Source organism: Planktothrix paucivesiculata PCC 9631, from assembly GCF_900009265.2.
GTDB lineage: Bacteria > Cyanobacteriota > Cyanobacteriia > Cyanobacteriales > Microcoleaceae > Planktothrix > Planktothrix paucivesiculata.
This window is the reverse complement of the sequence record NZ_LR735021.1, coordinates 150,621-176,827: the sequence shown is the minus strand read 5'-3', so window position 1 is coordinate 176,827 and position 26,207 is coordinate 150,621. Positions and strand designations below refer to the sequence as shown.

The window sequence follows — 26,207 nt, the reverse complement described above, 5'->3', positions numbered from 1 at the left end:
GCAATCCATCTATTTTTTAAGTATATTAGTATGAATCAACCTTTATCAGAATCCCAAATTGCCGGATTAAATTTACCTCATGTCACCTCGAATCACAAATTAAGACAGGTTTTGACGGCAGCATTGCCCAAGCAAGAACGTCCTAAAATAGACTTAAGTTACCAATATTGGAATGCGGAATTTTTTAATTTGAATCGAGTTAAAATGTTTCAAGATGCCAGCGATCGCGAACAGTCTGCTATTCTTGAATTTGTTAACCGCAGCTTATTAGAAGAAGCATATTATATTGAGAATGCAGGCGTTGGTTATATGGCAAAAATGACGCTTTTAGCAGAAACCGTTGAAGAACGAATGCTCTACGGTTTATTTGCAGCCGATGAAGCCAATCATCTGAGTCAAATCAGCTATTTTTTGCCAGAAATTGAATTAACGAATCATCAAGATCCGTTTCTAAACTTATTAGCAGAAGTTGTTGAAAGTACCGATAAAACTGTGTTATTATTTGTGTTACAAGTGGTGTTAGAAGGATGGGGTTTAAGTCACTATCGCCGACTGGCAAAGGAATGTTGTTATCAAAATCTTGCAGAAATTTTTTCTGGTTTTTTGGAGGCAGAAGCGCGCCATCAGGCAACCGGAAGTTTATTGTTTGAGAAAATTTTAATTTCAAAATCTAGTCAAGAATTAATGATTGAACTATTGGCAAAGTTTTTAATGATGGTACGAGTTGGCCCCCAAAATGTGCTAAGTGCGATCGCACAGGTGAAAGGAGATATTTCGCGATCGCAAAAAATCAAAATCCTAGAAGAATTGGATACGGAAACCCATAGCGGAACTCGGTTAAAATTATTGCGATCGCTGATGCGGGGAAAATCAGCAGAGGCGATCATTCAAGCGTTAGAAGAAAAAGGTGCTTTTGTTCCCTTACCTGCTCACCAATGCGTTAACTTTAGTTAAACTTTAATATGGAAAATCAATTAACCAATCATCCCACGATTTATCGCAAGTTACAAATTAATTATAAACGCAACAAACAGCAAGATCAGACGACTTTAATGGATGAAGCTGTTGAAAAGTTTTGTTATGAAGATTGTAAAAATGAGTATTGGAATCCAGAGGAGTTTTCTTTACTGTATGGTACTCCTTTATGGGAGCAATCGAGTCCAGATCAGCGCTTAATTCTAAATCAACTTTACTGGGTCGCTTACTATTCGCAAATTGTCTCGGCTGAAATTGCCACTATCTTTTTTAATCAAACTAGCGCTACGGGTCTTTACGCCTATGAAGATTTCCGTTTAATTTGCGATACATTAGATTTAGAATCGTCTCAAGAACGCGCCCATATTAACGCATTTCGCACGATTTCTAAACAAGTTGAACAAGCATTGTTTGGTGAATTAATTTTTACTTACCCAATGCGATCGCCCTTTACAGAAACAATGGTTTATGCGGATACAAATGCGTTAAAAACCTGGTGGAAAAAGATTCAACTTCAATACTTTGGTTTAATTTCTGCAAATAATACTTTTTTGGCTTGTCAGTATTTTACTGTCCGAGGCGTGCGAACATTAAATGGTAAATTAATCCAGCATAAACTCAGCAACTACTATCAGAAACATCCCCATCAAGAGTTAGCACCCATTCCCGCTAAAATTTCTTACTATCATTTTCTCGATGAAAGCTTTCATTTTAATAGTTCGACAATTTTATCTCACGATGTTGTCACTTGTCTTACACCACCCACCTCGTTTGAAACGTTAGTGGGAAATTTAGGATTATGGGGATGTCAACGGGATCACTTTCATTTTTCTGCTGCTATTAATGGGATTTTTTGGTATGATCCAGCATTGTATAGCAAAATTTATCGGGTGTTGCGATCGCCTATTTTTAACTTAACTAAAAAAGAAGCTAAAGACATGATGCGACGCTGCTTTACTGAGGAATCAGAGGGATTACACCGCAGTTATTTAACCCATCAAGAAGCAATGGAATCTTATAAAGTGTATGTGGAAAAGATCGATTACCTATGGAAACGCAATCGAGAAATGACGCTAATGGCATCTAATTCCATTCCCCAATATTTAGCAATTCAAAAAAGTGCTTTTCAACGCTTTGAACGGCAATATCGAGAGGATTTCTCCCATGTCTAATTTATGTAAAATCTCCTTTCCTGGAACTGATTATCCTCCCATTACTTTGCAACCTCATCAAAATTTGTCTGAACATCTAACCATTCAAAATTCACCTGTTTTGTTTGGCTGTCGGACGGGAATCTGTGGAACTTGCTTAGTTAAAGTAATTGGTGATATTCCTGCTGCTAAAGTAGATGAGCAGGAATTGTTGGATACATTAGCACCTAATGTTCCAAATGCTCGATTAGCCTGTCAAATTGACCTCACAGCTAATGTTAAAATTTTTAGATTAGATGGCGAATGTTGAAAGATAAAGCAGAATTAATTACTGTGAATAGTTTACTTTCTAATTTATTGCCATTATAGATCCCAGAATCGTTTGTAGTTTTTATCAGTATGCAACTCATCTAATACATCTCTAATTTCATTCCAGCCATCTGAAAGTTTATAAAAATCTTTTTCTGGAGTCCGAATAGGCAAACTTTCATATTCTTCAGAGTCCTTTAATTTGGAAATATTTTTCATAATCGAGAATAAAATTTCTGTTCCCAACTTTTGAGCAACCTCCTCTGCTTCAAAAATTTTTATATCATCTGAGATAAAACTCCCGTGTAAAAGGTCATTTCTAACTTGAATGAACTGAGGACTAGCTTTATCACCCATGTATTTCTTCCAATCAATGCCTAAATCATCAATGAAGAATCGGATGACAGTCGAAAGGGACGGTGTTCTACCAGGAGAAACCTGCTTCAACTTTACAAGTTGATTATTTTCCGAAACAGCGTTGATTAGCTTTGAGAGTCCATTCATTTCCCGAAACCAGTAGGAATAGAAGTATTCAATTGCAGAACAGGCTGCCATTAATTTCAACTCTACAGTAGATTCATAAACTGTAATCTTTAGGTGTTCAATTCCTCGGCTCAGTTGTTTGCTTAAAGGACAACATTCAAGAAATGAAGTAATATTGCCTAAAAAATGGATTCCTTTTGTAGGCCAAGATTTGCTAGTTCTAGGTATTCTTCGTCTATCCCAAATAGGAATTATTCGACCATAAATATATTTCTGTTTATAAAACATCGAATAATCATAATAAATTGGCATAATTTCATAATCACAAATAAGTAGGTGGTCATAAATAAAGTCAATAATAGAAAAAGATTGTTTAGGATAATTCTTGAGAGTTACTCAGGGAATTAAATCGCAAGCGATCGCAGGTACAATCATTTCTTTCGTTTCTATCTTCAATGGCTTGAATCACAGCTTGGCTCAAATCATATTCATCTTCAAACATTCTTCCCGCCAGTTCATGAGTTTTTAATTGATGCCATTCTGGTTCGATTTCATTCAATTCAGGGCTATAAGCAGACAGGAAGAAAAATTCTAATTTTTTGTCTTGCCACTCCCTTTCTTTTTCTTGTATTTTTTGACTTTTATGGACACTGTAGTTATCTTGAATCAGTACGGTAATTTGTCGAGTATTTTGAAAATGCTTTTCAGCTTTTTCCGCTTGCCAATCTATAAATTTTATGTAATTCTCACTTGTAATTCCTGACAAACTTAAACCGTACTCAAAACTTTTTCCTTTTTCTAATACTCCAATTACATTCAATCTTTTTCCTCGCTTTTTCGTCTGGTTTATTTGTTTCTGCTTCCCCTTTTTTACATAGGTGTAACTCACAGGACTCCATAAACAAAAACCTGCCTCATCTAAATATTTTAATCTGACCAAACCCTCTTCTTCATAACGCTTTAACGTCTCCAAATCTCTTTTCTTGCTCGCTGTTTTTTCGGGATTCTGTTTTTTCTTTAAACTGGCTTTTGTTCTTTTCCAGCGCCAGTCTTTTTTTTTTAAGATTTTTCTAATTCTTTCTGCGCTTAGTGCGATCGCTCTCTCTCGCAGAAGTTTTTCCGACAGTTGACGGCTATTATAAGTTCTTTCATCTGACTCTATACAAGTTTCTAAATATTCTATATCTTCTTCTTTCCACCTCCGTTTTCTTCCCGAACGAGGAGCATCAAATAATCCTTCTTTTTCTTGATTTATCCATCGAGTTATTGTTTTTCTTACCATGGCTTCTGAACACCTTAAAGTCTGGGCTATTTTTGAGACCATCCATCCTCCATCACTAAACATTAATATATCTATTCTCTGCCTTGTTCTTTTCGGAACTTTCTCTTGCTGATACAGAGTTAGTAGCTCTTGTTTTTCTTCTTCTGTTAGTTGAATTCTTAACCTCAGTGGCATGACTATTCCTCTGATATTTCTTCATTTCTTATTTTAACTCTATTTATGACCACCTACTTAATACTGAGAAAAGCACAAGTATCATTGAGAGCCTGCTCTAAATGTCTAGCTAACGAAACTTCAATTTCTTGGGCCTCATCAATTATCAGCTTAGTTAGATGTTTATTTTTTAATGGAATACTAACATCTATAAAACTAAATTTATAGAGAGTATCTATATTTTTTGTATAAGTGATATTGTGATCTTTGTGAGTGATATACTTTTTACCACACTTGACTTCGTAGCCTGAATTCAACGCACAATACAAACTTGGGTGAGTTCTTATAGTGCTAAAGTTTCTGTCTCTTCGCTGGGGGATATTCTCAAATTCTGTAGCAAAAATATCATCCATTGATGAAAAATCGTCATTTAAGTAAGCTCTTAATTGAATAAAATAATCTGTCTGTTCTTCGGTAAAACAATCTTTTGGTAGCCCAGAAGAAGTTATAAATCTTGTCACATGAAAGTTTGTTATTCCGTTATTAGCCTCAAAAGGTGGCCTAGAATATCCAATTAAAAATATACTTTCTTGAATAACTAGAAGTTGCTGCCTTTCTTCTTGCATCTTTACGGCAGTTTTTAATTGCTCATCATCAGTAATACCTTTCCATATTAGCTTGACATCTATATCGGCTTGCTCTACAAAGAGGAGGCGTAGGCTAATAGTTATGGATTGAACAGCGTCACCAATTAAAAGTTTGGCATCACCATGATATGTCCAATCTCCTGGAAAACCACCTAACCATCCTGGATGAGTCATATAAAGTACCTCTGTATGAATACCTTACAAATCAGCAATTTTAAGATTTATACTACAATACAACATAATTGTAGTATTTATACCAGTTAAGACCTAATAATATGATGTAAATATCCCAGTTATCCTCAAGAATTTGCCATAATTGAAATACGATTGCTCTCGGTTTTTATCACCATACACCATGCAATTTGAAAATTTCTGGTACATTGTTGTATTGAGCAGCCAATTAAAGCCTAACACGGTGTTAGCGCGATCGCTTAATTTACCTACCCATAATATTTTCTAACTCCCCAGGTGCAATTACTAAAATTTCCGCGTTGACGAATCCAGAAGTATCACGAGTGACGATCACATCTACTTCATTTGCTATTGCACAAGCACACTGCACTGCATCCTCAAAATCTTGAAAATTCAATGCGATCGCTTGTTCTAAAATTTCTCTATCGACCGCACAAATATGTAAGTCTGTCATAATTTGCGCTAGTGCATCTTGTGCAGTTATCTTTCCAGATACTTTACGAATAATGTAATAAATGTTAGTAATTGTTATGGCTGAAATAAACCCTTCAAGTTCTCCAGCATCAATTTTTGCAAATATTTTGGCTGCATCATCAACGAAAGGTTCTCGCTCTTGCAAAAAATCAAGAACAACATTTGTGTCAATTAAAACTCGCATTACTGATATTTTTTGGTAAGATAGTTAATATAATCTGTTTCGACATCTTCACCCGATGTTTCTGTCGTTTTGGCAATTCCTCGTAATCGAGAAAGGTTTCCCTTTTTCAATTGAGAACTGGTTTCTTGCTGCAATGACAATTTTTGTAGAGGACTGGTGAGTGTTGTTAACGTTGGTATCGGCTCTTTTAGTTCAGAACTGTCCTCAGTGTTGTTCCAAACTGTATCCAGTGATGTTTGACTGGCTTGAAGCCAAAACTCAGCTTCTTTATCAGGTAAAACTGTTACTAATACTTTTGTCCCTTCGGGTAACTCTGATGACTCCAATAGTTCAATTTTTCCTTCTCGAACAGTAGCCCAAAAAGTTTTCAGCATATCTACCTCATAAACTTTACTGTATGCAATTTGCAGATTTCTGGTACATTGTTGCATTGAGTGACCAATTAAAGCCTAACACGGTATTGGCGCGATCGCTCTTGGGAGAATGGTTAGCAATATTTCGGGGAGAAAATGGAGAAGCTGTGGCGTTGCGAGATCGCTGTTTGCATCGCAGTAGTCGTCTATCTATTGGAAAGGTTTGTAACGGTGCATTACAATGTCCTTATCATGGATGGGTTTACGATCAAAATGGTCATGTGATCGCTGTTCCTTCGGAGGGAAATTCAATCAAATTATCCCAACAACGTCGAGCTAAATGTTATGCAACAAAAGAACAAGATGGTTATATTTATGTACGTTTAAATGACCATCCTAAAGAAGATTCTAACCCGTTTTATATGCCCCATTATCAAGAATCTGGATGGGAAACAATACGAGTGATTAACCGTTTTAAAAATAATGTGACGAATTGTGTAGAAAACTTTATTGATATTCCCCATACTGCCTTTGTGCATCCCGGTATTTTCCGCCAACCTCGTCAACAAATGCTACAAATGATTGTAGAACGAAAAAATGGTTCGGTTTTAGTGGAGTATAGTAATGAAGCCATTAATTTAGGATGGTACAGTCGCTTTTTAAATCAGCAGGGTGCGGAAATTAAACATTGGGATCGCTTTTATATGCCAAATATTACCAGTGTAGAATATCAGATGGGAAAAAACCGCCATTTGTTTATTACCAGTCAATCCATTCCTGAAAGCGAAAATGCGACCCTAGTTTACACAGATGTTACTTATAACTATGGCATTTGGAATAAACTAGCCCGTCCATTTGTTAGATGGACAGCACAACATATTATTCAGCAGGATGTGAAAATATTAGGGATTCAAGGAGAAACAATTGCCAAATATGGAACCCAATTTTCTAACACCCCTGCTGATACAATTCATGTATTTGTAGAGTCGATCCGAAATGCGATCGCCTCTGGAAAAGATCCGCGACAATTACCCGATGAATCAGTTAAAGTTAAATTTTTTGTTTAATCTTTATTTATGCAGATTCTTGTTCAAATTATAGTGTTTGTTGCTTTTATCGGATTGGTCGGCTGGACTATCTGCAATAAATTAGGGAGAACTCAACTCAAAGCAAAATCTTTTGAAGATTGGTTATTAGATAGCGCTGGATTGTTTGTACAAGGAATGCTAATTCCACTTCTGCAAGCGACGATAATTTATCAATTTTATCGTGACTGGCTACCGATATCACCCGGATATCTTCATGTGTCTCCAATTTTAACCTTTCTGATTAGCTTTATTGTCGTTGATTATCTCTATTACTGGAATCATCGCTTGTTGCATTCTACTTTTTTTTGGAACGTTCATCAAGTGCATCATACCGTGACTCATTTGGATGTTTTGGGAACATCTCGTAACACGATTTGGGCAAGCTTTTTTATTGTTTATTTGTGGATTCATTCAGTTTTTTTGTATGTGCTAGCCGACCCCATAGCCTATCTTTTAGGAGTTAGCTTAACTTCTGTGCTAGATTTATGGCGACACAGCCAACTGATTGTTCCTGCAAATAGTTGGTTTTACCGTTTTCTATCTCCTTGGTTAATTTTGCCCCAGGATCACTCATGGCATCATTCCAGCCAGTTTTCTAACTGCAATTACGGTGCTAATTTAAAACTTTGGGATCGGTTGCATGGAACTTATTATCAAAACAGTGAATTGCCAACTCAACTTGGAACTAAAATTTCATTAACTTTTACTCAAAAATTTTTATTTCCTTTTTCATGACACTACTGAGTCAAATTCTTTTATTATTTCCGGCTATCATTTTACTATTCATTGGCGGATCGTTAATCTACTTTGCCCATTCACCCGGCATTTTTAGTGCTTTGACTATCTTGTTTTCTCTTTATGGTTTGCCCGTTTTTATTTATCGATTACATCAGTGGATTTATCCGATTAAAGAAGGGATTAGTTATTTACAGGGAAAAGAATATAGCCCTTGGTGGGGTAGCCATCAAATTCAAGTAATATATATTGCAATTCCAGCTTTAGAGGCGGTATTGCGATTAATTCCAGGGGTATTTTCTGGTTGGTTGCGGTTGTGGGGGGCGAAAATCGGGCAAAATGTATACTGGACACCAGGGCTAGAAATTGCCGATCGCGGTTTGTTAGAAATTGGCGATCGCGTTGTAATTGGACATCGAGTTGGCATTTATTCTCATATCATTAAACCCCGTAAGCAAAACTTAATGTTGTATGTCAAAAAAGTCAAAATTGGCAATGATGTTTTTATCGGTGCTGGATCGAATCTTGCGCCCGGTGTAACTATTGAAAATGGTGTTTATCTGCCGGTTACAACTAACCTTTATCCTAATCAAAAAGTAAAATAATGCGTGAATTTATTCAACTATTTGGGCAACTTCTAGCCCCAAGTTATCGGCGATTTTATCGAGCATTAGATAACCCGCAAGCGACACAAGAATTGGTGCAAAGAGAAATTTGCGATCGCCTGATTCAAAGCGAGTACGGCAAATCCTTAAACATTCGCTCTGTAGCAGATTGGCAGCACGTTCCTATCGTTGATTATGATAACATTAGACATTGGATATTAGGAGAACAAAATTCTCAACGCCAGCGAATTCCACTAACACCCGAACCAATTTTATTTTATGAAAAAACCTCTGGAAGTAGCGGTGCAGTGAAATGGATTCCTTACACGCGATCGCTGCGAAAATCCTTCAATCAAATGTTTTGTGTATGGGCGTATGACTTAATTCAAAATGGCCCTAAATTTTCCACAGGTAAACTCTATGCTTGTATTTCACCTCAATTCGGTTCCCTAGATTCTGAATCCAATCATCCCCTTTCTTTGCAAAATGATTTAGATTACTTAGATAATGGGTTGCGATGGTTTTTGCGTCCTTGGTTAGTCATGCCAGAAAAACTGAAAAGTTTGCAGAATTACCAGCAATTTAAACATCTGCTTTCTTTAGCACTATTACAAGCTGAACAACTCGAAATTATTTCAATTTGGAGTCCTAGCTTTCTCCAAACTCATTTAAAATATATTCAAGAATATCAGGAATTATTGTCAAAAGAATTACAGAAAAAAATATCAAATGAACGTCTGCAATTACTCGCAGAACCTCAGATTCCTTGGCAACAACTTTGGTCTAATTTAAAGCTAATTTCCTGTTGGGATGCTGCTAATTCAGGAGATGGGGCGAAGGGGTTGCAATTACAATTTCCTAATGTCTTCGTTCAAGGTAAAGGTTTATTAGCCACAGAAGCCCCAATGACAATTCCGTTAATAGGAGCTAACGGATATGTTCCTGTTTTGGATGAAGTCTTTTTTGAGTTTGAAGATGATCAGGGTTGCTTTTATCAACTACACGAACTTAATATTGGGCAGACCTATACCATTATTTTATCGCAAAAGGGAGGATTATATCGTTATCGAATTGGCGATCGCATTCGCGTATCGGGGATATATCATCACACTCCTTGTTTAGAGTTTTTAGGACGAAATGAAGCCATCAGCGATCTAGTAGGCGAAAAGCTACAAGAAAGCTTTGTTTGTGATATTTTAGCGCAATTAAATATTCCAGAAACTTGCTTTAAAAGCTTAGTTCCAGTTGCTAATCCACCTCACTATATTTTATTACTGGATCAAGTCGTAGAAAACCCACAAATTCTAGCTAAACAGTTAGATATAGCTTTATCACAATCAATTCAATACCAACGGGCGCGATTACTTGATCAACTTGCACCCCCACAAGTTTTTATATCCCCGAAAATTCCTGAATTATTAGCATTGTATCGGGTGCGATCGGGTAGTATTTGGGGTGGTGTTAAGTATCCCATTCTCGGAACATACCCTATTAACGCTGATCTTTTTGACCAACTTACAGACTATTTACAAACCTCTTGTTAAGGACAAGTATTAAAACTAAACTAGAGTTTAAGGAAAATCACCAAATTTATTCATGGCTTCAAATCGTTATCCTGAAAATTGGAAGGAACTGGCATGGTCGGTTAAAGAAGCGGCGAATTGGCAATGTCAAAAATGTGGTTTATTCTGTATAAAACCTGGAGAACCTTTATCAGATGCCATCAAATCACGACGCCGAGCTTATACACTGCAAGTCCATCACTGGAACCATAACCCGGCTGATAATCGTTTAGAAAATTTGGTTCCGTTATGTACAAGTTGCCATCTAGCTTGTCATCGTCGCAGTCGAGGAAATATTTCCCCAGGGCAATTATCCCTTAACTTAAAATTATCCTAATTCTGAATTGAACACTGAAGATTGAGGTCAATAGCCCGGTTTTATTGAAAATTTAGGAATAATTTGAGCCATAAGATTCAATCTGGAGCTAGGAGTTATTAGTCAGAATTACAATCAATGGTTAACGAAGTAATGGAGAGTTATTCTCCGGCTAAAACTTCTTTATTATCCCTACTATGCGTCCCTCAAATTTACAGAAATTACGGAAGCTAATATTATATTCTACATTCTGCAATTTGATTTTTAGTAGGCTTAGTCAAGCTGTAACAGCCATTTTCCATAAAAAGAACGATTTTAAAGCATCCTGAATCTCAATTGGCAATACACGGACTAATACCCTAAATAACTGGCATAAAGTAGGTAGGGGAGTGTTAGCTAAAATCAATCTCAACGGCTTAATACTGTAAACCTTAGTAACAGTCATTAAATCACGAACCACCTCAATTGTATTTTCCTCCGCCGTTATTGTTTCAGATTCTAAAGTTTGAGCAACCGCAGGAAGATAAACTTGAGCCATCCATTTGAGTTCTTCGGGTAAATCCAAAAGTTTAGTTTTGCTATTAAGAGCTTCTAATAACAAAATTAAAGTTTTTTTGACTTGCTTAAACCCCCCTAATGATGAACAAAATTGACTAATTCGCCCTTGTGTAACCCCTACCAATTCAGCAACTTGATCAATCGTTGTTTTATTGCCACCTTCTATTAAATCCCACATAGTGGCTATAATTCCTCGTTCAATTTGTATCCCTTTCGAGGCTGCTTCCGGTGCATAATCATAAACATCTTCAACAGTAACCGTTGCACCTGGAAATGCTAAACGTAACTGTAATACCGCAGCATTATCTAAATCAGCCAAATGATAGACGTGCAATTGTTCATTCTGTCTCAAATGGGCGCGAAGTCGAGCATCCGCTTGAATCAGTTCCGCCCAAATTTTACGATATACCCAGGCTCCATATTCTCCTGTTAATTGAGTTGGCTTTCTTGACTGTCCTGTGAGGGCTTGCCATTGAGCCGCAAGTTGTCCTAAATTGGGAATGGGTAAACCAACATTTAAGAGAATTTGAGTGTTGAGAAACTGATTAGAACCCCTGGTATCTCGATGCCAATAACCCAATTTTTCTAACAAGGTATGGAGTAAAGGTTGATAGTCTTCTGTAACTGCCTTATGATCATTAACAGCAATTCGTTGACCTTGATGACGATGGGCGATCGCCTCTACTGCAATTCTAATTCTATCCTGTTGGGTTTGGCGTCGTTGTTTTCCACAATGTCCTAATCCTCGAATAATATGAATTTGTAAATTAGGAATCGATTGTTGACGTTGGCGAATTTCTAAGATCTGTGTTGAACCAATCTTGAGATTTAGAGCTAAATCTTCTTTCGTTTGAGTCGCATCCAGAAAAATTCTAAACCCAAAGGATTTAACAATCTCTAAGTGACGTTTCCAAGGTTGAGTAATCGTTAAGGTATTGCCAACAACTTGTAAACTAATTCTTCGATTTCCACATAAAGCATTAACAAGGGGAGCTATCCAATTCAGGATCAGATTTTCTTCAATAACTTGTTGCTTTTCCTGGGGGCTCATTGTTCCATTTAACAATTTATCCAGGTTATGTCCTAACAAACGATAGCATTCTTTTTTGAGGTCGTGGAGAGACGGAATTTCCCAATCTTCACCGATAATATGGGTAGCAACAGGTTCACCATCAATCATTTCATAGTGATAACGAGGTTTTCCCCAAACATTATTAGTTTTTAACCAATCGTCTGCATACAATTCCCAAATTTTATCGTTAAGTTCTTCCGGTGTGGGTAATACTTTCATCAACTCAAAATGGCTCATTCCATAGCGTTTATTTTGAGAAGATAAATCTTTAATTGCTTGATAAACAGAACTTAAAATAGGACGCAATGCTTTAAAGATACGGAGATCTTTTGCAAATTGTAGTTTTCCCGCCGTTCTCTCAATATCTGCCAAGGTTACACTCACGGTTTGAGTGGGATGTAAGTTAACTCCTGACTCCTCAATAATGCCAATGTCAGTCTCGGCTGGTTTTGACATTGAGTGAATGTCAGCCCGAATTAACCGTTGATGACTTAAGGTTTCCCATCGTTGATTTAAGAAGCTACATCCGTGCAGATGAGGACAACTTTGGCAGATGGGAGAATCCTGGCCGCCAAAAACAGTTAAATTCCGTTGTGCTGTCAGTTCAAACGTGCGAGTTTCAGGACAGTTGGTGGGAATAGTAGGGGCTTGATATTGCTTAGAAAATTTCCAACGTTCTAAGAAGGGATTTCCCATCGCCGTTGTGCGGGTGGTGTCTTGAATTAATCCTTCGTGTCTTGCTTCGAGATCAATATAATTTTGTTCAAGGGTAATATTAGTGGGATTTCGATGGTCAGGGGAAAGATAGAAAATCCGAGTTTTGTTGTCTTTGTCGTTTGGGTCAATGTCAAAAGTTGATAAATTAATTTGCCCTGCATCATAAGATTTTCCGTAACCTGGAGGAGTGGAATCTTTGATGGTTTGATAACCCTTATTGTATGCTTCTTTTAGGAGTGTTAGACGTTGCCCTGCTTCAAACTGAATACTGGGTGAACCGATTTGTAACCAATCCTCAAACTCAGGTAATTCTCCGGGTTGGTAGTTAATTTGGGAAAATTTGGGGGCTTGCCATTTAACTATGGCGCTGGTAGAAACGGGTAATTTTGCCTCTGGATTTTGGAGAGGATTTTTAGGAAGTTGCGGTGCAAATCCTTGTGTTACTGAAGGTTTCTTGAGAAGTTTAGTAAAAAAAGTTTTTAGGGTTTGGGTTAACTCGGCTTTGAGTTGAGGCAGTTTAAAACGGTTTTCCCACTCAGTAGCAGAGATGAAGGCGTTTTCACCGAAGGCTATCCTTTCTTCCCCTACTGTGACATCCCATTCAGAGTAAGGAATAATTTCTGTGGCGGTATCTGGGGTAATTTCATCAACATCAGGATGTTGTTTGGTTTCCTGACCCCACCACTCAACCCATAAAAAGTAACCCCAAGATTGCAGTAGTTGATAAAGATGTTGATACTGTCTGATGACGTGGGGATTATTTTTAGCACCCCCATCAGGAGTGAGAATAATTCGTTGGGGTTGGAAAATTTCAAGGTTACGTTTGAGTAGTTGGGGACTGCTGGTAAATTGTCCTCCGGCGGCACCTAAATAGTTTTGATGTCTGCGGTGGGCAGCAATCCAAGGTTTGAGAATTCCTTCAGCGAGTCGAATATCTCGTTGTAGAGGATTAACCCAGACACATTGTAGGGGAAGTTCACCTGTTTCTTGAAGGTGGGAGGTCACAGCATGGGAACGATTACGATTTTGAGGAGAAAGTAACCATCGATATTTGCTGTTTACGGTATCTCGAAGCCGAATTTGACCGCCAATAATTAATCCTTCTGGGTTGAAGATGGGGCAGAAGTAACCTTGATGTTTAACGGTTAGATGTCGTCCGTCTACCGCCATACCAGGAAGTTGAGGGGAGACGGGTTCATCGAGTTTGACTGTTGGAGAAACGGAACGAAACATTCCCCGGTGAATTTGTTCAGCAGATAACCCTCGGCGTTCTAAGTCTTTTCGGTCATCGGGGTGAAGGCTAAGTTGGTTCAGGAGTTGTCGGAAGTTGCGATCGCGCTGTTGCATCGACAAACTTTCTGCAATCCCTTGTTTGATGGCAAGTCGTTCTAATGAGCGTTCTTCAGCTTGTTGGCGTCGGAGTATTTTGTCTTCTGGGGTTAACTCGCCAGGATGTAGGGGTACATATTTTCCCCATAACCCTCCTTGTGAAAGTCCGAGAAACCGCCAACCGTCAAGGTCAACGGTGCTGTTCATGCACAACACCAGGTCACTATCGGGGAGGATACGACACTTGCCTTTGATGTCGTTACAGATCGGGCAGGGGTTAGACCGTTTACTAGAAATGAATTTAGCCAAAGAATTCACCCCCTAGAAGCGTTGTTTTGGAGGAGTAGGGGTGTTTTGTTAGTTGAGCAGTTAAGGCGTGTTGATGGCGTTTAAACAGCCTGTAGTGGGTTGAGTAAGGTTTCATAACGAGACTGGGAATTGAGTTTTCCCATACTACCGCCCTGCTTTTTTTGGCTTTTTTACCTCGTGTGGATCAAGACTGATCAATATGATCAGGCTTGTAACCATCGCTGAAACCCTTGCTGTATAAAGGTTTAAAATTTTTCAGGTCACAGCATGGGAGGATAAAGTCACAGCACGGGAAAATAAAGTCACAGCATGGGAGAATTTAGAAGATGCAAAAAACGCGCTAAAGCTATATAAATCAATAGTTACAAGTTTTGTAACCATGAGGAAAGCGGGAGCAAATTTGCAATGACATGGCGACTGTAACCTGCGTTACTGGGGTAGCGATGAGCAATTAATGGGTAACAGGATGGGAAGTTTTGTGCAAAGCTAGAGACGTAGCATTTGACGGAAAATCAAAGGATGCCAATCGACGAATTCATGTGTGGAGTAAGTCGGAGCAGGGATTGATATCACTAGCTATCTTTTGCAGGTTAGAATCAATCAGAGTCAATCACCTAATGATCTAACTTGGTACTGTGGGTGTACTAACTTTTTTTCACTTAAGCTTTTTAGGGCTTACTATAATTCTTGATTTTTAGGAATATTTAAAAAAGCCTATTCTTCCACTTTCTTTGCATAATCATCTTATCAATTTGTACTGAACACTTGAGGAACAATCTTGATGTAACTACCGTTATAAATAACAGTTTTTTTTGCCACAGTAGTTTTTGATTAAGTTAATTAATTATTAATAAAAATCTTCTTGCTAAAGCAAATTAGTTGCTATTATAATGAGTTTATTTCAGAATATAGTTTCATGAATGACTCCCTCTTGCAACGAGTTACTCTCGATCTAAATATTTGTCATGGCAAACCTTGTATCCGGGGATTGCGTTATCCAATTGAGTTTATTTTAGAGTTATCCCTCTTCTGTCACTCTCCGAAAAATCTTGCATTTTTGAGTCCTAGAGCGTAGACACAGTAAGTGATCACGCTATTTTTTCCGAGTAGCAGTTCCTGAGAGTGCGAAATTGGCTAAAATGCGATCGCCCTATCCCAGATAGTTGACTATAACGTGGCTTTGGAAATTACTAATCATAGGAAAAACCGGAGAGTGACAGAAGAGGGATACTGAGTTCTGGGATGAGTATTGAGGAAATTTTAGCAGACTATGATGATTTAGAACGGGATGATATTTTAGCGGCTTTACTCTTTGCTACTCGCTTAACTCAAGTAAAAAGTATTTATAATATTGGCCGATGAAGTTTCTCGTATTAGATTAAAAGATAGGTTAATTTTGAGTTGGATTAATTATTTTCTCCGGCTTGCTTGAGGGCGAATTCAATTACAGTTGTACTTAATCGAATTCCTTGGTTAATCATTTGTTGAATAGATTGTTTAATTGATAAGGGGTAGCCTTCCTGTTTGGCACGTAATAAAATCCCAATGGAACCTGTAACGGAAAGACTGCTTAATCTACCAATTCGCCGTCCGACCGATTCATCAATACAAACGGTTTGGATATTTTCATTTAAAGCTAATTGAATCACTGAGGCTTCGCCAATGTCTAATGAGTTGAGGAGGAGAGGAGAAATATTCAGAGGGTTAGGCTGTTTTTGTAGCCAATTAGCAGCAGTAAATTCGGCAACAGCAAAGTTACTAGAACCGCCACTAAGAATTTCTTGGCAGACTTCAAAAGGAACTAATACTTCTGGATAAAGGGATTGCAAAATAGTTAAGTCACCCAAGGCAGCCAAAAGGGCTATTAGCGGGGAGGTGTTAATAACAATTCTTTCCGGGTTAGGCATTTTTTAAATCAGATAATAGTTCTTCTTCTGTTAAGTCAATCATGGGGATACCATAATCTTTTAATTTGAGGAGAAATGTAACTCTATCTACCCCAATTAACGCGGCTGCCATTCCAGAAGAAAGTCGTTTGAGTTCAAAGAGTTTAACTGCCATTGCCCATTTAGCTTCTTGTTCAAATTGTTCTTTTGTTTGTTGGAGGGCATCGGGGAAGGTTTCGGGGTAGTCGATTTTAAGTTGGTAGGTCATAGGAGAATAATCGGGCTTATAAAAAATCAAATCTACTGATTTTGATATTATTCGACAGGGGTTTCAATCATAATTTGTCTAATTTGTTTGAGGATTCGCATGATGTCATAAAGTTGATTGCGATGGGGAAGTAATAGGGAGAAAATATTAGATAAATCGTAGTTCGGGTTAGGTTGATTTAAAAGTTTAATAAATTGGAATTCGTCACCGTTTGTAATTAATCCATAAACGGGGCGTTCTGGGTTGGGGTTTGCTATTAAGTAAGTGAGGGCTTGGGGCAGGGCTACAGAAAAGGCGATTGTTGATTTAGATTCTACAACTAATACCCAGAATTGCTGTTGAATAATTAGGGTGTCGATGCGTCCTCTTAATATTTTGTCTCTGTCTTCTAGGAACAGTTCAACTTCGGGTTCTGTGGTGACAAAAAAGGGTTCGTCGTATAAATTAGCTAGGGCTAATAAGGGAGAAATAACTAAGTGATTGATGGTTCCTTCGGCTAGGGAACCGCGTTCTCTATGGCGTAAAAATCGGTTTCTGATTTGGTCTAGGGCGGCTGTTTCCGAGTCTGTGAGTTCGGGTAAGTCTTGGGTAAATTCTGGAGAGAATTGATCGTTGCTTGTTGGAGTAAGATTAAATCTTTCTCGCAGGTTAAGCAAACTGGTGATGGTTTTTGAAATCGGTTTAGTTTGAACCATAGCTAATGAGAGCAGGGGTAGGTTATTGATATAGCGTGTCGGTGGAATCTATCTATATTAATTGAAGAAATGTTCCAAGATTGTAAGAAAGGCGGCTAGAATATAGTTAAATTCCCAAAATTTCTCGGAGTGTTTCCTGGGAACTTTCATTAATTTTCCGTCGCCCACTTTCAACCAGTTTGACCCAACTAACACTCTTACCAATTTTAGACGCTAAATAAACTTGAGTCCATCCTTGAGATTGGCGCATCTGCTTAACCATTTCTCCAGTGAGTGCTGGGTGTGGTTCAAGTTGAGTGTCAGTTTGAGAGTCAATGATTTCTACCTGTTCTAGTTTTTGAGTTGGATTTGATTGCTTAGGTACTTTTGGGGATTTTGGGGGAAGAGCTTTTCTTTTTTTGCGTTCAAATACTTTCATTGCTGATTCAATCTTTAGTGGGGCTGTTACAAATACCACACTATTGAGCCATGTCTCAAAAAATCCTTTGGGTAAGGACTGTTCTAAAGGTGCTGTTTCAATGGGATTTAGCTCGTTCAGTTTTTCATCGGGCAATTCAGCCCAAACGGGTAGCAAGGCTTGAGGAAATGATTGGGCAAACTTGAACTTGAATCCGATTTCTGTCAATGCTTCTAACGCTTCATAAAATTGCTTGAAAAAGCGGGAGCGATATTGTTTTTTCCGACGAACTTCTTCAATTTTTTCTTGTGATAAGATTCCTTTAAGTAAGCTTTCAATACGATAGTTTCCTTGGGAATGAAAACGGCGATTTTGAACTAAATATAATGCTAAAGCCGAGGCAAGGTTGTGTTTATAATGATTGAGCTTAAAGATGTCTGAATTAACAAAGCCATATTGATAAAGAGCTTTTTTTGATTGTTCATCTTGTTTATTGAGAAATTTTTCAGTCCAAGCTCCAGGCATAACTCGAATGACGACTTCGATTAACTCTCCCATTTCCTGAAATAAATCCGGTTGATAAAACTCTTCTACATAAAGAATTGTCCAAATTGGGCTAGTATGCCGAATACATAAATTAAGTTCGCCTTCATACCAATGAATTTTTGCTCCCAGAGTGCCAACAATCCAGGCTAAGTCAGCAACAGCTTTGAGTTTTGCGGATTTGTTCATTCGATTGGTTTGATGTAATCCCAAACTCTTGATTAAATCAGTTCCTCGCAAATCAAATGGATCTTTCCAGGGTTGCTCTTGACGGGCGGCGTAGGCAGCAAATAAAACGTGAAGTCGGGCGGCCATGACCCCATATCGTTCAAGAATTTCTGACTCGGCTTGTTCAGTAATAAACTCCGGCTGCTGCTTTTGATTGTTGAGAATGTAGAATTCAACAAATCGGCCCTTGCCAAATTCCTTTGAGAAATATAAACTACCCTCGTTATATTTCTCCCAATCTGGCGGTTTGAGGTAAGCTTGAGTTGCGCTAGTTACAGGGGCTCCTGTTGCCATCATTTCTATATCCTTGCTTGCGAACAATGGCAGTTCTGTTGAAGGTAGGTTGATGGCTTTGCGGGTACGTTTCCTGACCACAGGAGTTTGTGGACTGTCTAACCCGAAAATTTCCAGCTGTATGGCATCAACCCTAGAATCTGTACTATCTATATTAGTTCCCACTTGCTGTGATTAGAAAATGTTTTTAAAATTGGGCTTTCTGTAGGCTTTAGTTAGGCTTGATCTGGGGTTCTTGTATGCAGAATAGAGAGTTCAGTTTTCTCTTGATACTTTATTCCTCCCCACCCAATTCGACTGACTCTGAGCCATCTGAGCCAATTCAGGATGCAGATGCAGGTTGGCACCGATGAGATGTTTGACCCATGTTGCTGCATCTAAACCCATAGTGGCGGCTATTTCTTCTAATTGAGTTTGCCACTCGACCGGAAGTAACAAGGAAAGGAGAAAAGTTGTTTTTTTCGGGAGAGGCGAGGATAAAGTCGGGTCTGTCCATTCACTACAGTTCTGACCTTGTTCTTCCCCCGATTTGTCTACTAGGTCGAGAAGACCAAACTTGTAGCAGTAAATACTGTGGTTATTGATTTGTTCCCCTCGGTGTCCGCAGTTCCAACAGGAGGGCGTTAATGGCAATGATTTGGTTTCAGACTGTTGATTGGCCAGACGGATAGCGGCGGTAATATTGCTAACTTTGCCTGTTTCGAGCATTTGGGCGATCGCCTCTCTAGTGTTTTTGGGCTTGATCGCTAATTTATAGGCAGCATCTATACTTTTGCTTAAAGCAGTTCGCAATGTTGATGCCGATGAAAGGTTTCCCTCACGATCTTCGGAGTCAATCATGTCTACCACTTTTCGTCCTTTGGCATAGGATTTACCCGAAAGGCTAATACGAGAGCCAATAGCATCACGAGACTTACCAAATTTTGTTCGTGGTGAACATGGTGGAAAATTTTCCACCATGTTCCCTAAATCTGTCCGAGTTCCTTTGCGAGAGGTAGCTTTTTCCGCTTCAATGCTTTCCCAAGCCATCCCCTCTCGAATTCGCATCTCTAGGGTTTTTTCACGGGTGACATTTTCTAACAGCAGTGCTTCTAGGATCTCTATCTCGTCCACAAACTCTTGGATTTCCACCGGGGCTGTTAGCCATCCGAGTTGTTGAAGTGCGATCCTGCGCCGATGACCAGAAACGATGACATAATCCTTCGTCACAACCAATGGTTTGACCCATTTGCTGATTTCAATTGATTTTGCCAAAGACGAGACATCCTCATGCTCACCATAGATTTTGATATTCAATGGGTGAGGGGTTAGAATGTCTATAGATACTTCTTGTCTGAAAACCTCTGACTTTGACATTTAAAGTGACATTTAAAAGCTGATGTCATTCTAAATTGACATTTATAAAATGTCAAATTTTGATTGTATACTGGTCTGTTGTAATCGTCGTTTTGGGTTAGTAAAGGGAACCAAGAATGCTGCTGGAGACTACACCTAAAGAAAAGTTAGCGAGTCTAGTTAGAGAAATGCGGGGTGACAAAAGCCAACGCAGCTTTGCCAAGCTTTTGGGTGTGAGTTACTATGCAGTACAAACCTGGGAGAAGCAATCAGTCTGGCCTGATGATGACAATTTGGAAAAGTTGGCAAATTTAAAAGGATGGACTAAAGAGCAACTTCAGCTATATCTACATATTCCTCAACTAGCACCCTCAACCTCACTCAACAATAGCTTTATGGGTCAAGGTCAAGCTCGGAATGTAGAACCTACAGATTCAACTCAACCTTTGGGTTTATCGGTTGCAGATTTGCTAGCGGAAGTCAGAGCTTTGCCATTTGAAGCGGCGGTTCAAGTCGCTCAAGTCGCACTGCAAACGATAGAAGCTAAAGGATCTTGGGTGAGTTCTGAACATTGATCTGATTAAGAGAATATTAGTAAATTCCTACTAAGCCAGTAACGTTCCCTTCCCTATCCAGCAAAGGAATCTTAGTAGTATTAACTAAAGGACGTTGACCATCAGCTTGAAGTTGAGTTTCGACAATCCCATACTCAGGAGCATTGTTATTCATAATTCGAGCATCACATTGGCGAAACCAATCGGCTTCTTCTTTCCTCCAAGGTAAATCATAATCCGTTTTTCCCACAATCTGTTCTGGAGTTTCTATTCCTGCTAAACGGGCAAAATTCTGATTACAACCCAGATAGACAGAATTCCGATTTTTCCAAAAAATGTTTTGGGGAATATGGTTGATAATAAGCTGTAAGATTTGCCAGGACTGATAGAAATTTTCGAGGCTATAAGTAAGCCTGAAAGGATTGGCAATTTTAAGGAAGTTTTTAGGTTCTCTCGAACCAGCTATTTTCGCAATTCTATGTTCAAAAGATTCAGAAGCTAGAGCTTTAAGACAACCAATGGCACAACTAAATTGACGCTCGGCAAAATATTCCCAAATAATCAAACACTCTTTCAAACTAATGGTGTTGCTACTCACTAATTGTTGAGATTCTCTGGGAGAGATTAGGGTAGGATATTGTTGACTTTCAAGAAGATATTGAGTTAGCTGTACACCTGTGAAACCTTGGTTGTGTAATTTAGTTCGAGTTTTTGACCTACATTTGTGTAACCATTGGGGGGCTACTCCAATTAATGCTAAAGCCGAGGCAATCTCGATCCGATATTGTCGTTGACCATCTGCTTGAGCTAGTGCTAGAACCTGAAGTAAGGGTTTATCGGTTAGGATATTTAGGTTGTACACGGCTTTTAAAATCAGAAAAGGTTGAGTGGGCCAAGAACACAAAGGTCGTTGTTCCACTTCTGCTAAATATTCTTCAATTGCCCTCCATCCTAAAAAAGCTGGGATGGTTTTAGGGTTAGAGAAATTAACGTGTTTCCAGTAATCAGCAACGCTAGATAGAGGAACAAGAGTACCCGATAGTGAGTTTTCAAATCGCACTTGAATTTGAGGTAAGTTAGCCTTTAAAACAAATTCTTTAGCTGCATTTTTGTTCTGACAAACCTTGAGAGCCATTTGTCTGTAGGACATAGCAATTGAGCCATCGGGTAATTGATAGGCGTTAGCTGAAAAATCTTTCCATTTCCAAGTTATAAGTTTAACGTGAACTCGGTATGTAGGTTGAGCCTCCAATTGGGGGCTTTGAGATGGTATACGCATAGGATTACTAAATTGAAATTTTACACAACAAAAGAGCACAGCAGGCACGCTTGAAAGTTTGAGGATTAAAAAATGAATAGTGACGCAGTGCAAAGGTTTGTTATTAGTAACTAATATTTTTTCCTAAAGGCTTGTCAATTTATATCAGTCTTTAGATAGATTATTGAATTAATTTTACTTATAGCACTGAAAATATTGAAATAATAAGATTTTCAGCAAGCTAAAGATCAGGCTCTATCTAACAAGTTTGATTTTTTCTGGGTACGGGGAAAGGGTTGAACCGGAAGTTGAGATGAGGACAAAGGCAAAACTTGTTCCGTTTGATTTGTAGTAATTTGATTTGTAGTAATAATAGAGCTTTCCAGCGCCTTAATAATAGGGTGAGAAGAGCCATTATTAGGGAGATTAAGCAATTCAGGAGTAGTCACAAACGATGCCCAATCTGTTAAATGGGATTCATTGAGGTAATGAGAAACTACTCCTTTCCCGATCCATTGTTGATGGCAAGGGTCATATTGAGCGAAGAGAATGGGAAACGAGCGATCGCCTAAATCGGGTTGAGTACAATAAAGCCTAAGTTCTTTCATAGCATCATCCCAAGTCATCGTGTAGGTAGCGTTGGGGGTTGAAATAGAATCCTGGGTAGTGTTAGCTGTAATGAGAGAGTAAGCTACCCTAGCAGCTACAAAATTGATGCGTTGCTGTAGCTGACTCATTCGTTTCTCATACTCCTGTTGTTCAGTCTCAAATATGCCAGGAGAACGACTTAAACTATAGGGTGGCAGAGGAAGTTTGTCTTTCTCCTTATCCCTTTGAGCCAATAGAGATTGAGGTAAGCTGGCTTGAGAACTCAAAGACGGGGAAGACTCTGAGCTTAGTTTTTGCTCCCATTGCTGTTGTTGTTGTGCTTTTCGTTTTTGTTGAAGACGAAGTTGTTGCTCAATTGCCTTTAATGTATAACTCTCACCCAATTGATAGCCGGCAAAGTGAATCCCCCCCAGTTCATATTGAATTCCCTGGGAAGTCAGAGTTGATACAATTCCCCTCGACTGAAGGGCCTTCGTTAGTTCCGCAGTAGAGGTGGTATCTATAACAGCTTCATCAACAGCCTGCTGAAGAAGTTGCCGAACATTCGGTTGAGGCTGTTGGGTGCGGGGATGATTTAGAGCTAGAAATTCTGCCGTTTCCCGTGCTAAACGTTGAACTTGCCCTTTGGAATTACTGCGTTTAGCAACTTCCCAAGAACAAGGCACAGAAGTTAAACCATAGCATTTCTCCAAATGTCGCAGTACCTTCTCCGTTTTGGGGTAGTCCCACCAGACATTAGCGACTTGTCCTGTACTACCGACTAAATTAATGACTAAATGGACATGGGGACGCATAGAACCATCGGGGTAAGTGGCATCCCTATGAAGTACCGCAATATATTGATGCTCCGCTAGATGGCGTTGCTTTAATAAATCCTTGATCAATTTAAGCCATTGAGCCATAGATAAAGTATCTCCTTGTGCTGGAGAAATGCTAAGGTGATACACTGGCTTTTTGACTCTAGGATTAGTTGCTGCTGTGACTCGAAACGCCTTGGCTAAATCGGTTAATTCTCCGTATGCACTCGCTACATTAGTCATCATCAATTCAGCATGGGGCTTGTCCATCACATAGCGCAATACTCCAGTAAAGTTAGAGCCACGGGTAATGTTGGCAATCATAAGGACACCTGAGAAATTTCCGATAGCAGTTGGGCAATGCTAACAGCCCGTTCACTAATATCGGGATGGTTGCTGCTGCGAGCGATCGTATTCAACGCACTTAGTTCCTCAATCAGCTTTGACACCAATATAGAAAGAGTTGTCTTTGAGGAATGAGTTGGAGGGCGGGGTAAATTGCGGCTCAAACTGCAACGGCGCACATACTCAGAGATGGAAAGCTGACGCTCTGTTGAATACTGCTGCAACAAAAGTAACTCAGCTTCACTAACGCGCACATCAATTCGTTTGAGTTTAGATTGATTTTGAAATTTAGTAGGATTTTTCATAGCCTTAAATTAGCCAAGATTTTTATGAACCTAACTCTAACTTTAGATATACATTTGTACGGACAATCCTATTGCTTGCTCCTTCAATTCTTATCGGAAAACCTGAAGATTTGTCTGAAACTTTCGTGAGTAGAGGGGGAGTGATTTACGCCCAAATTGTAGTGAAGTCTGAGTAATTCCTGCACTAATTATCACCGAAAACTAGGGCGAAACTAAAGGGAGTGAGTGAGAACAAGTGCAAAAGAAACTCAAAAAAGTGCAGAAACTTATATCTAAAGGCACAAATAGGTGCAGAAAGATCTCGTTAAATTAAGGGTGAAAATACTAAATGGGAGTCACAGAGGTATGGAAAAAAATACAACGAGACTCATCAAAATTTGGGCGGATTTAGGAGACTCCTCCCTCAAAGTAATCGTGCAACTTCCTAATCATCCCCCTCAAAAATTAATGATGGGTTCGAGAGTTGTGGAGTTGGATGATTTCCAAATTACTCAACATCAAGGCAGTTTACTCGTTAAAAGTTATCCCCAAACAGATGCGTGGATCAGATTGGGAACACAATACTATGCAGTGGGGCAACTGGCTGAAAAATATGCGGTAGATGCTACTCGCTCATCTGAACAAAAACAACCCAAGCAAATGACTGCCATTCCTAAGCTGTTGGCGATTTCTGGGGTAATACAGGAACTCTACGATTTGCCTCCTCGATGGGAGTTAGATCTCATCTTATTATTGCCTTATCCAGAATATAAGTTTGCCATTACTCCCCAGAATGATTTAAAAACTGAACTCACTAAGGCACTATCAGAGTTTGAGTTTCGGGGAAATCGCTTGCGAATTAAACTGCGCGATTTAAGCTGTAAGCCAGAAGGTGCTGGGTTAATTATGTTGCGTTACCAAGAAGAAGGTGGCGCAGATTGGCTGTTGAAAAATAAAGTTGTGGTGTGGATGTTTGGCGAACGAAATACCAGTTTAATTGTTTATGATCATGGGTCGGCTTTGGGCTTTACCAATAACCTCGGTTTTTACAATTTAGTTGCGACGGTACAAACTTCGAGTTTGGGACAATCAGCATCCGACTTAACGGCTGTCCTGCTCCAACTTGGTAAAGATTTCTCGATTGATAATCCTCTGATTCAACGATTAGCTACAACTGATAAAAGCCAGAAACCAATTGAATTGGAACAACTGGTTAAAGCTATGACTTCTGCGAAGCGTCATTTGTGGCAACAACTCTCAACTTGGGCGACACCCATCATAGAAGATACGTCGGAACTCATTATTGCGGGCGGTGCTGCCCCTTTATATTTGGATAACATTGAAGCTACATTTCCTTCTATTCCTTTATATAAAGCGATCGCTTTGCCTTCACAACAGACAATTATGCCCCCCTTTCCTTCACCTCCTAAGCCTCCTGAGTGGGATGATGCTAAGGCTGCAACTTATCGGCGCAACTGGGGAGATGTGGAGGGCGAAAAACGTTACCGCAGTTGGTTAGCTGAGTGTGATGAACGGCAGAATTTGAATTACTCACAGCAACTTGAACTAATGCAAGCCACAACTGCTCAGGGGGATGCAGCGCCTACAGCACAACTTCAAAAGAAAGCGACTCAGATGATAGACCAACTAGAAAAAACATTGTTTAAGTCGGGGAAATCGACTGAGTTAGAATCTTCAGACTTAACTCGATTTGTAGATATTTATGGAATTTGGAAAGGGACAAAACATGAGCAAGAGTAATCAGAAGCGAGAAAATTTAACTGTAAGATTGCAACCTTTTGAAGATACGTTGGATGCTCAAATCTTACATTACATTAAGCGTGATGGTGTGAAGCAGCAAAACCAAAAAGTATGGCAAGCTCTCCGAATGGCTTATGCAGCGATCGCTTATCTGGAAGGGGGCAACCTCACGGCTCAACAATTGCGACAGTTAGGATTGGATAATTTCAATGCTTTATTACAGCACGCTTATTATGTTCGCCAATCCTTATTGTTACCAGAAACACCTCAAATTTTGATAGAGGATAAAAGTCAAACTGAGGATTACGTCAAGTCTTCACAGGAGGTAGAACACAAGCAAGAAATTGCACAATCTGAGCAAACTTTGTTAGAAAAGCAATCGGGAGAGTTATTTTAAATGGCTCTCCTGTACTTAGGGTGATAACGCACGTTTATAATCCACTCCTGTCAAAATTTCCA

The 26,207-nt window shown here is 39.0% G+C and carries 27 protein-coding genes; 13 read left to right on the top strand and 14 right to left on the bottom strand.

The window, feature by feature from the left end:
- Positions 1 to 30: 30 nt before the first annotated feature.
- From PL9631_RS18025 to PL9631_RS18015, 3 genes are read left to right on the top strand one after another with little or no spacing between them, the layout of a single operon-like run.
- On the top strand, positions 31 to 954 hold the full coding sequence (locus tag PL9631_RS18025; protein WP_083622431.1) for a hypothetical protein: 924 nt from the start codon (positions 31 to 33) through the stop codon (positions 952 to 954).
- An 8-nt stretch (positions 955 to 962) separates the two neighbouring features.
- Complete coding sequence (locus PL9631_RS18020) at positions 963 to 2,147, top strand: P-aminobenzoate N-oxygenase AurF (protein ID WP_083622430.1); 1,185 nt, start codon at positions 963 to 965, stop codon at positions 2,145 to 2,147.
- The gene (locus tag PL9631_RS18015; protein ID WP_083622428.1) at positions 2,140 to 2,436 is read left to right on the top strand and encodes a 2Fe-2S iron-sulfur cluster-binding protein; all 297 of its coding nucleotides are present in this window, start codon (positions 2,140 to 2,142) and stop codon (positions 2,434 to 2,436) included. The genes PL9631_RS18020 and PL9631_RS18015 overlap by 8 nt, the downstream gene beginning before the upstream one ends.
- A 53-nt stretch (positions 2,437 to 2,489) precedes the next feature.
- Here PL9631_RS18015 and PL9631_RS18010 read toward each other — a convergent pair whose 3' ends face one another.
- The 5 genes from PL9631_RS18010 to PL9631_RS17990 form a co-directional block, all read right to left on the bottom strand.
- The gene (locus PL9631_RS18010) at positions 2,490 to 3,230 is read right to left on the bottom strand and encodes a hypothetical protein (RefSeq protein ID WP_083622427.1); all 741 of its coding nucleotides are present in this window, start codon (positions 3,228 to 3,230) and stop codon (positions 2,490 to 2,492) included.
- A 61-nt stretch (positions 3,231 to 3,291) separates the two neighbouring features.
- On the bottom strand, positions 3,292 to 4,374 hold the full coding sequence (locus PL9631_RS18005; RefSeq protein ID WP_083616166.1) for an IS630 family transposase: 1,083 nt from the start codon (positions 4,372 to 4,374) through the stop codon (positions 3,292 to 3,294).
- A gap of 53 nt (positions 4,375 to 4,427) precedes the next feature.
- Entirely contained in the window at positions 4,428 to 5,174 is a 747-nt protein-coding gene (locus tag PL9631_RS18000; protein ID WP_083622425.1) for a hypothetical protein, read from the bottom strand.
- A 262-nt stretch (positions 5,175 to 5,436) separates the two neighbouring features.
- Complete coding sequence (locus PL9631_RS17995) at positions 5,437 to 5,850, bottom strand: type II toxin-antitoxin system VapC family toxin (RefSeq protein WP_083622424.1); 414 nt, start codon at positions 5,848 to 5,850, stop codon at positions 5,437 to 5,439.
- On the bottom strand, positions 5,850 to 6,224 hold the full coding sequence (locus PL9631_RS17990) for a hypothetical protein (RefSeq protein WP_156090620.1): 375 nt from the start codon (positions 6,222 to 6,224) through the stop codon (positions 5,850 to 5,852). The genes PL9631_RS17995 and PL9631_RS17990 overlap by 1 nt, the downstream gene beginning before the upstream one ends.
- A gap of 23 nt (positions 6,225 to 6,247) precedes the next feature.
- Here PL9631_RS17990 and PL9631_RS17985 point away from each other — a divergent pair, with 23 nt between their 5' ends.
- The 5 genes from PL9631_RS17985 to PL9631_RS17965 are packed head-to-tail and all read left to right on the top strand — an operon-like array spanning position 6,248 to position 10,530.
- Positions 6,248 to 7,270 carry an aromatic ring-hydroxylating dioxygenase subunit alpha gene (locus PL9631_RS17985; protein WP_083622422.1) on the top strand — a complete coding sequence of 341 codons (1,023 nt, stop codon included), beginning with the start codon at positions 6,248 to 6,250 and terminating at the stop codon, positions 7,268 to 7,270.
- 9 nt (positions 7,271 to 7,279) lie between these two features.
- Entirely contained in the window at positions 7,280 to 8,026 is a 747-nt protein-coding gene (locus PL9631_RS17980) for a sterol desaturase family protein (protein ID WP_231516777.1), read from the top strand.
- Entirely contained in the window at positions 8,023 to 8,631 is a 609-nt protein-coding gene (locus PL9631_RS17975; RefSeq protein WP_083622421.1) for a DapH/DapD/GlmU-related protein, read from the top strand. The genes PL9631_RS17980 and PL9631_RS17975 overlap by 4 nt, the downstream gene beginning before the upstream one ends.
- The gene (locus PL9631_RS17970; protein WP_083622419.1) at positions 8,631 to 10,175 is read left to right on the top strand and encodes a GH3 family domain-containing protein; all 1,545 of its coding nucleotides are present in this window, start codon (positions 8,631 to 8,633) and stop codon (positions 10,173 to 10,175) included. Before PL9631_RS17975 ends, PL9631_RS17970 begins: the two co-directional genes overlap by 1 nt.
- A gap of 52 nt (positions 10,176 to 10,227) precedes the next feature.
- On the top strand, positions 10,228 to 10,530 hold the full coding sequence (locus PL9631_RS17965; protein WP_083622418.1) for an HNH endonuclease: 303 nt from the start codon (positions 10,228 to 10,230) through the stop codon (positions 10,528 to 10,530).
- A 256-nt stretch (positions 10,531 to 10,786) separates the two neighbouring features.
- Here the strand turns inward: PL9631_RS17965 and PL9631_RS17960 are convergent, their stop codons facing one another.
- Positions 10,787 to 14,392 (bottom strand): hypothetical protein, encoded by a 3,606-nt coding sequence (locus PL9631_RS17960; RefSeq protein ID WP_083622416.1) that lies wholly within the window; start codon positions 14,390 to 14,392, stop codon positions 10,787 to 10,789.
- 1,018 nt (positions 14,393 to 15,410) lie between these two features.
- Here PL9631_RS17960 and PL9631_RS27070 point away from each other — a divergent pair.
- Positions 15,411 to 15,569 (top strand): DUF433 domain-containing protein, encoded by a 159-nt coding sequence (locus tag PL9631_RS27070; protein ID WP_083622415.1) that lies wholly within the window; start codon positions 15,411 to 15,413, stop codon positions 15,567 to 15,569.
- 167 nt (positions 15,570 to 15,736) lie between these two features.
- A complete protein-coding gene (locus PL9631_RS17950) occupies positions 15,737 to 15,856 on the top strand; it encodes a DUF433 domain-containing protein (RefSeq protein ID WP_083622413.1) in 120 nt (39 codons plus the stop codon).
- A 44-nt stretch (positions 15,857 to 15,900) separates the two neighbouring features.
- Here the strand turns inward: PL9631_RS17950 and PL9631_RS17945 are convergent, their stop codons facing one another.
- From PL9631_RS17945 to PL9631_RS17925, 5 genes are all read right to left on the bottom strand, one after another.
- Entirely contained in the window at positions 15,901 to 16,401 is a 501-nt protein-coding gene (locus PL9631_RS17945) for a DUF3368 domain-containing protein (protein ID WP_083622411.1), read from the bottom strand.
- Positions 16,394 to 16,648 (bottom strand): UPF0175 family protein, encoded by a 255-nt coding sequence (locus PL9631_RS17940; RefSeq protein ID WP_083622410.1) that lies wholly within the window; start codon positions 16,646 to 16,648, stop codon positions 16,394 to 16,396. Before PL9631_RS17940 ends, PL9631_RS17945 begins: the two co-directional genes overlap by 8 nt.
- Positions 16,649 to 16,695: 47 nt before the next feature.
- Positions 16,696 to 17,343: a type I restriction endonuclease subunit R gene (locus PL9631_RS17935; RefSeq protein ID WP_083622408.1), complete on the bottom strand. Its 648-nt coding sequence runs from the start codon at positions 17,341 to 17,343 to the stop codon at positions 16,696 to 16,698.
- A 106-nt stretch (positions 17,344 to 17,449) separates the two neighbouring features.
- Positions 17,450 to 18,808 (bottom strand): helix-turn-helix domain-containing protein, encoded by a 1,359-nt coding sequence (locus tag PL9631_RS17930; protein ID WP_231516776.1) that lies wholly within the window; start codon positions 18,806 to 18,808, stop codon positions 17,450 to 17,452.
- A gap of 252 nt (positions 18,809 to 19,060) precedes the next feature.
- Positions 19,061 to 20,161, bottom strand: a complete 1,101-nt coding sequence (locus PL9631_RS17925) for a ParB/RepB/Spo0J family partition protein (protein ID WP_083622405.1) — start codon at positions 20,159 to 20,161, stop codon at positions 19,061 to 19,063.
- 116 nt (positions 20,162 to 20,277) lie between these two features.
- Here PL9631_RS17925 and PL9631_RS17920 point away from each other — a divergent pair, with 116 nt between their 5' ends.
- A complete protein-coding gene (locus PL9631_RS17920; protein WP_083622403.1) occupies positions 20,278 to 20,715 on the top strand; it encodes a helix-turn-helix domain-containing protein in 438 nt (145 codons plus the stop codon).
- Between the two features lie 16 nt (positions 20,716 to 20,731).
- Here PL9631_RS17920 and PL9631_RS17915 read toward each other — a convergent pair whose 3' ends face one another.
- The 3 genes from PL9631_RS17915 to PL9631_RS17905 all read right to left on the bottom strand — a co-directional run bounded on the left by PL9631_RS17915 (position 20,732) and on the right by PL9631_RS17905 (position 24,008).
- The gene (locus PL9631_RS17915) at positions 20,732 to 21,973 is read right to left on the bottom strand and encodes a PAS domain-containing protein (RefSeq protein ID WP_083622402.1); all 1,242 of its coding nucleotides are present in this window, start codon (positions 21,971 to 21,973) and stop codon (positions 20,732 to 20,734) included.
- Positions 21,974 to 22,200: 227 nt separating this feature from the next.
- Positions 22,201 to 23,682, bottom strand: a complete 1,482-nt coding sequence (locus PL9631_RS17910; protein ID WP_083622400.1) for a relaxase/mobilization nuclease domain-containing protein — start codon at positions 23,680 to 23,682, stop codon at positions 22,201 to 22,203.
- Positions 23,679 to 24,008: a plasmid mobilization protein gene (locus PL9631_RS17905; protein WP_083622398.1), complete on the bottom strand. Its 330-nt coding sequence runs from the start codon at positions 24,006 to 24,008 to the stop codon at positions 23,679 to 23,681. Before PL9631_RS17905 ends, PL9631_RS17910 begins: the two co-directional genes overlap by 4 nt.
- Positions 24,009 to 24,353: 345 nt before the next feature.
- Between PL9631_RS17905 and PL9631_RS17900 the strand changes: the two genes are divergently transcribed.
- Together PL9631_RS17900 and PL9631_RS17895 are read left to right on the top strand one after the other, a co-directional pair.
- Entirely contained in the window at positions 24,354 to 25,748 is a 1,395-nt protein-coding gene (locus tag PL9631_RS17900; protein ID WP_083622396.1) for a ParM/StbA family protein, read from the top strand.
- Complete coding sequence (locus PL9631_RS17895) at positions 25,735 to 26,145, top strand: hypothetical protein (RefSeq protein ID WP_083622394.1); 411 nt, start codon at positions 25,735 to 25,737, stop codon at positions 26,143 to 26,145. The genes PL9631_RS17900 and PL9631_RS17895 overlap by 14 nt, the downstream gene beginning before the upstream one ends.
- Positions 26,146 to 26,207 lie beyond the last annotated feature (62 nt).

What these genes read in the sequence shown, in the direction of transcription:
- PL9631_RS17970 (WP_083622419.1), top strand. Translation starts at nt 8,631, where the DNA reads ATGCGTGAATTTATTCAACTATTTGGGCAACTTCTAGCCCCAAGTTAT.
- PL9631_RS18015 (WP_083622428.1), top strand. Translation starts at nt 2,140, where the DNA reads ATGTCTAATTTATGTAAAATCTCCTTTCCTGGAACTGATTATCCTCCC.
- PL9631_RS17895 (WP_083622394.1), top strand. Translation starts at nt 25,735, where the DNA reads ATGAGCAAGAGTAATCAGAAGCGAGAAAATTTAACTGTAAGATTGCAA.
- PL9631_RS17975 (WP_083622421.1), top strand. Translation starts at nt 8,023, where the DNA reads ATGACACTACTGAGTCAAATTCTTTTATTATTTCCGGCTATCATTTTA.
- PL9631_RS18025 (WP_083622431.1), top strand. Translation starts at nt 31, where the DNA reads ATGAATCAACCTTTATCAGAATCCCAAATTGCCGGATTAAATTTACCT.
- PL9631_RS18020 (WP_083622430.1), top strand. Translation starts at nt 963, where the DNA reads ATGGAAAATCAATTAACCAATCATCCCACGATTTATCGCAAGTTACAA.
- PL9631_RS17940 (WP_083622410.1), bottom strand. Translation starts at nt 16,648, where the DNA reads ATGACCTACCAACTTAAAATCGACTACCCCGAAACCTTCCCCGATGCC.
- PL9631_RS17990 (WP_156090620.1), bottom strand. Translation starts at nt 6,224, where the DNA reads ATGCTGAAAACTTTTTGGGCTACTGTTCGAGAAGGAAAAATTGAACTA.
- PL9631_RS17920 (WP_083622403.1), top strand. Translation starts at nt 20,278, where the DNA reads ATGCTGCTGGAGACTACACCTAAAGAAAAGTTAGCGAGTCTAGTTAGA.
- PL9631_RS18010 (WP_083622427.1), bottom strand. Translation starts at nt 3,230, where the DNA reads ATGCCAATTTATTATGATTATTCGATGTTTTATAAACAGAAATATATT.
- PL9631_RS17930 (WP_231516776.1), bottom strand. Translation starts at nt 18,808, where the DNA reads ATGATGGCAACAGGAGCCCCTGTAACTAGCGCAACTCAAGCTTACCTC.
- PL9631_RS17905 (WP_083622398.1), bottom strand. Translation starts at nt 24,008, where the DNA reads ATGAAAAATCCTACTAAATTTCAAAATCAATCTAAACTCAAACGAATT.
- PL9631_RS17915 (WP_083622402.1), bottom strand. Translation starts at nt 21,973, where the DNA reads ATGCGTATACCATCTCAAAGCCCCCAATTGGAGGCTCAACCTACATAC.
- PL9631_RS17950 (WP_083622413.1), top strand. Translation starts at nt 15,737, where the DNA reads ATGAGTATTGAGGAAATTTTAGCAGACTATGATGATTTAGAACGGGAT.
- PL9631_RS17985 (WP_083622422.1), top strand. Translation starts at nt 6,248, where the DNA reads ATGCAATTTGCAGATTTCTGGTACATTGTTGCATTGAGTGACCAATTA.
- PL9631_RS17900 (WP_083622396.1), top strand. Translation starts at nt 24,354, where the DNA reads ATGGAAAAAAATACAACGAGACTCATCAAAATTTGGGCGGATTTAGGA.
- PL9631_RS18000 (WP_083622425.1), bottom strand. Translation starts at nt 5,174, where the DNA reads ATGACTCATCCAGGATGGTTAGGTGGTTTTCCAGGAGATTGGACATAT.
- PL9631_RS27070 (WP_083622415.1), top strand. Translation starts at nt 15,411, where the DNA reads ATGAATGACTCCCTCTTGCAACGAGTTACTCTCGATCTAAATATTTGT.
- PL9631_RS17960 (WP_083622416.1), bottom strand. Translation starts at nt 14,392, where the DNA reads ATGAACAGCACCGTTGACCTTGACGGTTGGCGGTTTCTCGGACTTTCA.
- PL9631_RS17925 (WP_083622405.1), bottom strand. Translation starts at nt 20,161, where the DNA reads ATGTCAAAGTCAGAGGTTTTCAGACAAGAAGTATCTATAGACATTCTA.
- PL9631_RS17965 (WP_083622418.1), top strand. Translation starts at nt 10,228, where the DNA reads ATGGCTTCAAATCGTTATCCTGAAAATTGGAAGGAACTGGCATGGTCG.
- PL9631_RS17995 (WP_083622424.1), bottom strand. Translation starts at nt 5,850, where the DNA reads ATGCGAGTTTTAATTGACACAAATGTTGTTCTTGATTTTTTGCAAGAG.
- PL9631_RS17945 (WP_083622411.1), bottom strand. Translation starts at nt 16,401, where the DNA reads ATGCCTAACCCGGAAAGAATTGTTATTAACACCTCCCCGCTAATAGCC.
- PL9631_RS18005 (WP_083616166.1), bottom strand. Translation starts at nt 4,374, where the DNA reads ATGCCACTGAGGTTAAGAATTCAACTAACAGAAGAAGAAAAACAAGAG.
- PL9631_RS17935 (WP_083622408.1), bottom strand. Translation starts at nt 17,343, where the DNA reads ATGGTTCAAACTAAACCGATTTCAAAAACCATCACCAGTTTGCTTAAC.
- PL9631_RS17980 (WP_231516777.1), top strand. Translation starts at nt 7,280, where the DNA reads ATGCAGATTCTTGTTCAAATTATAGTGTTTGTTGCTTTTATCGGATTG.
- PL9631_RS17910 (WP_083622400.1), bottom strand. Translation starts at nt 23,682, where the DNA reads ATGATTGCCAACATTACCCGTGGCTCTAACTTTACTGGAGTATTGCGC.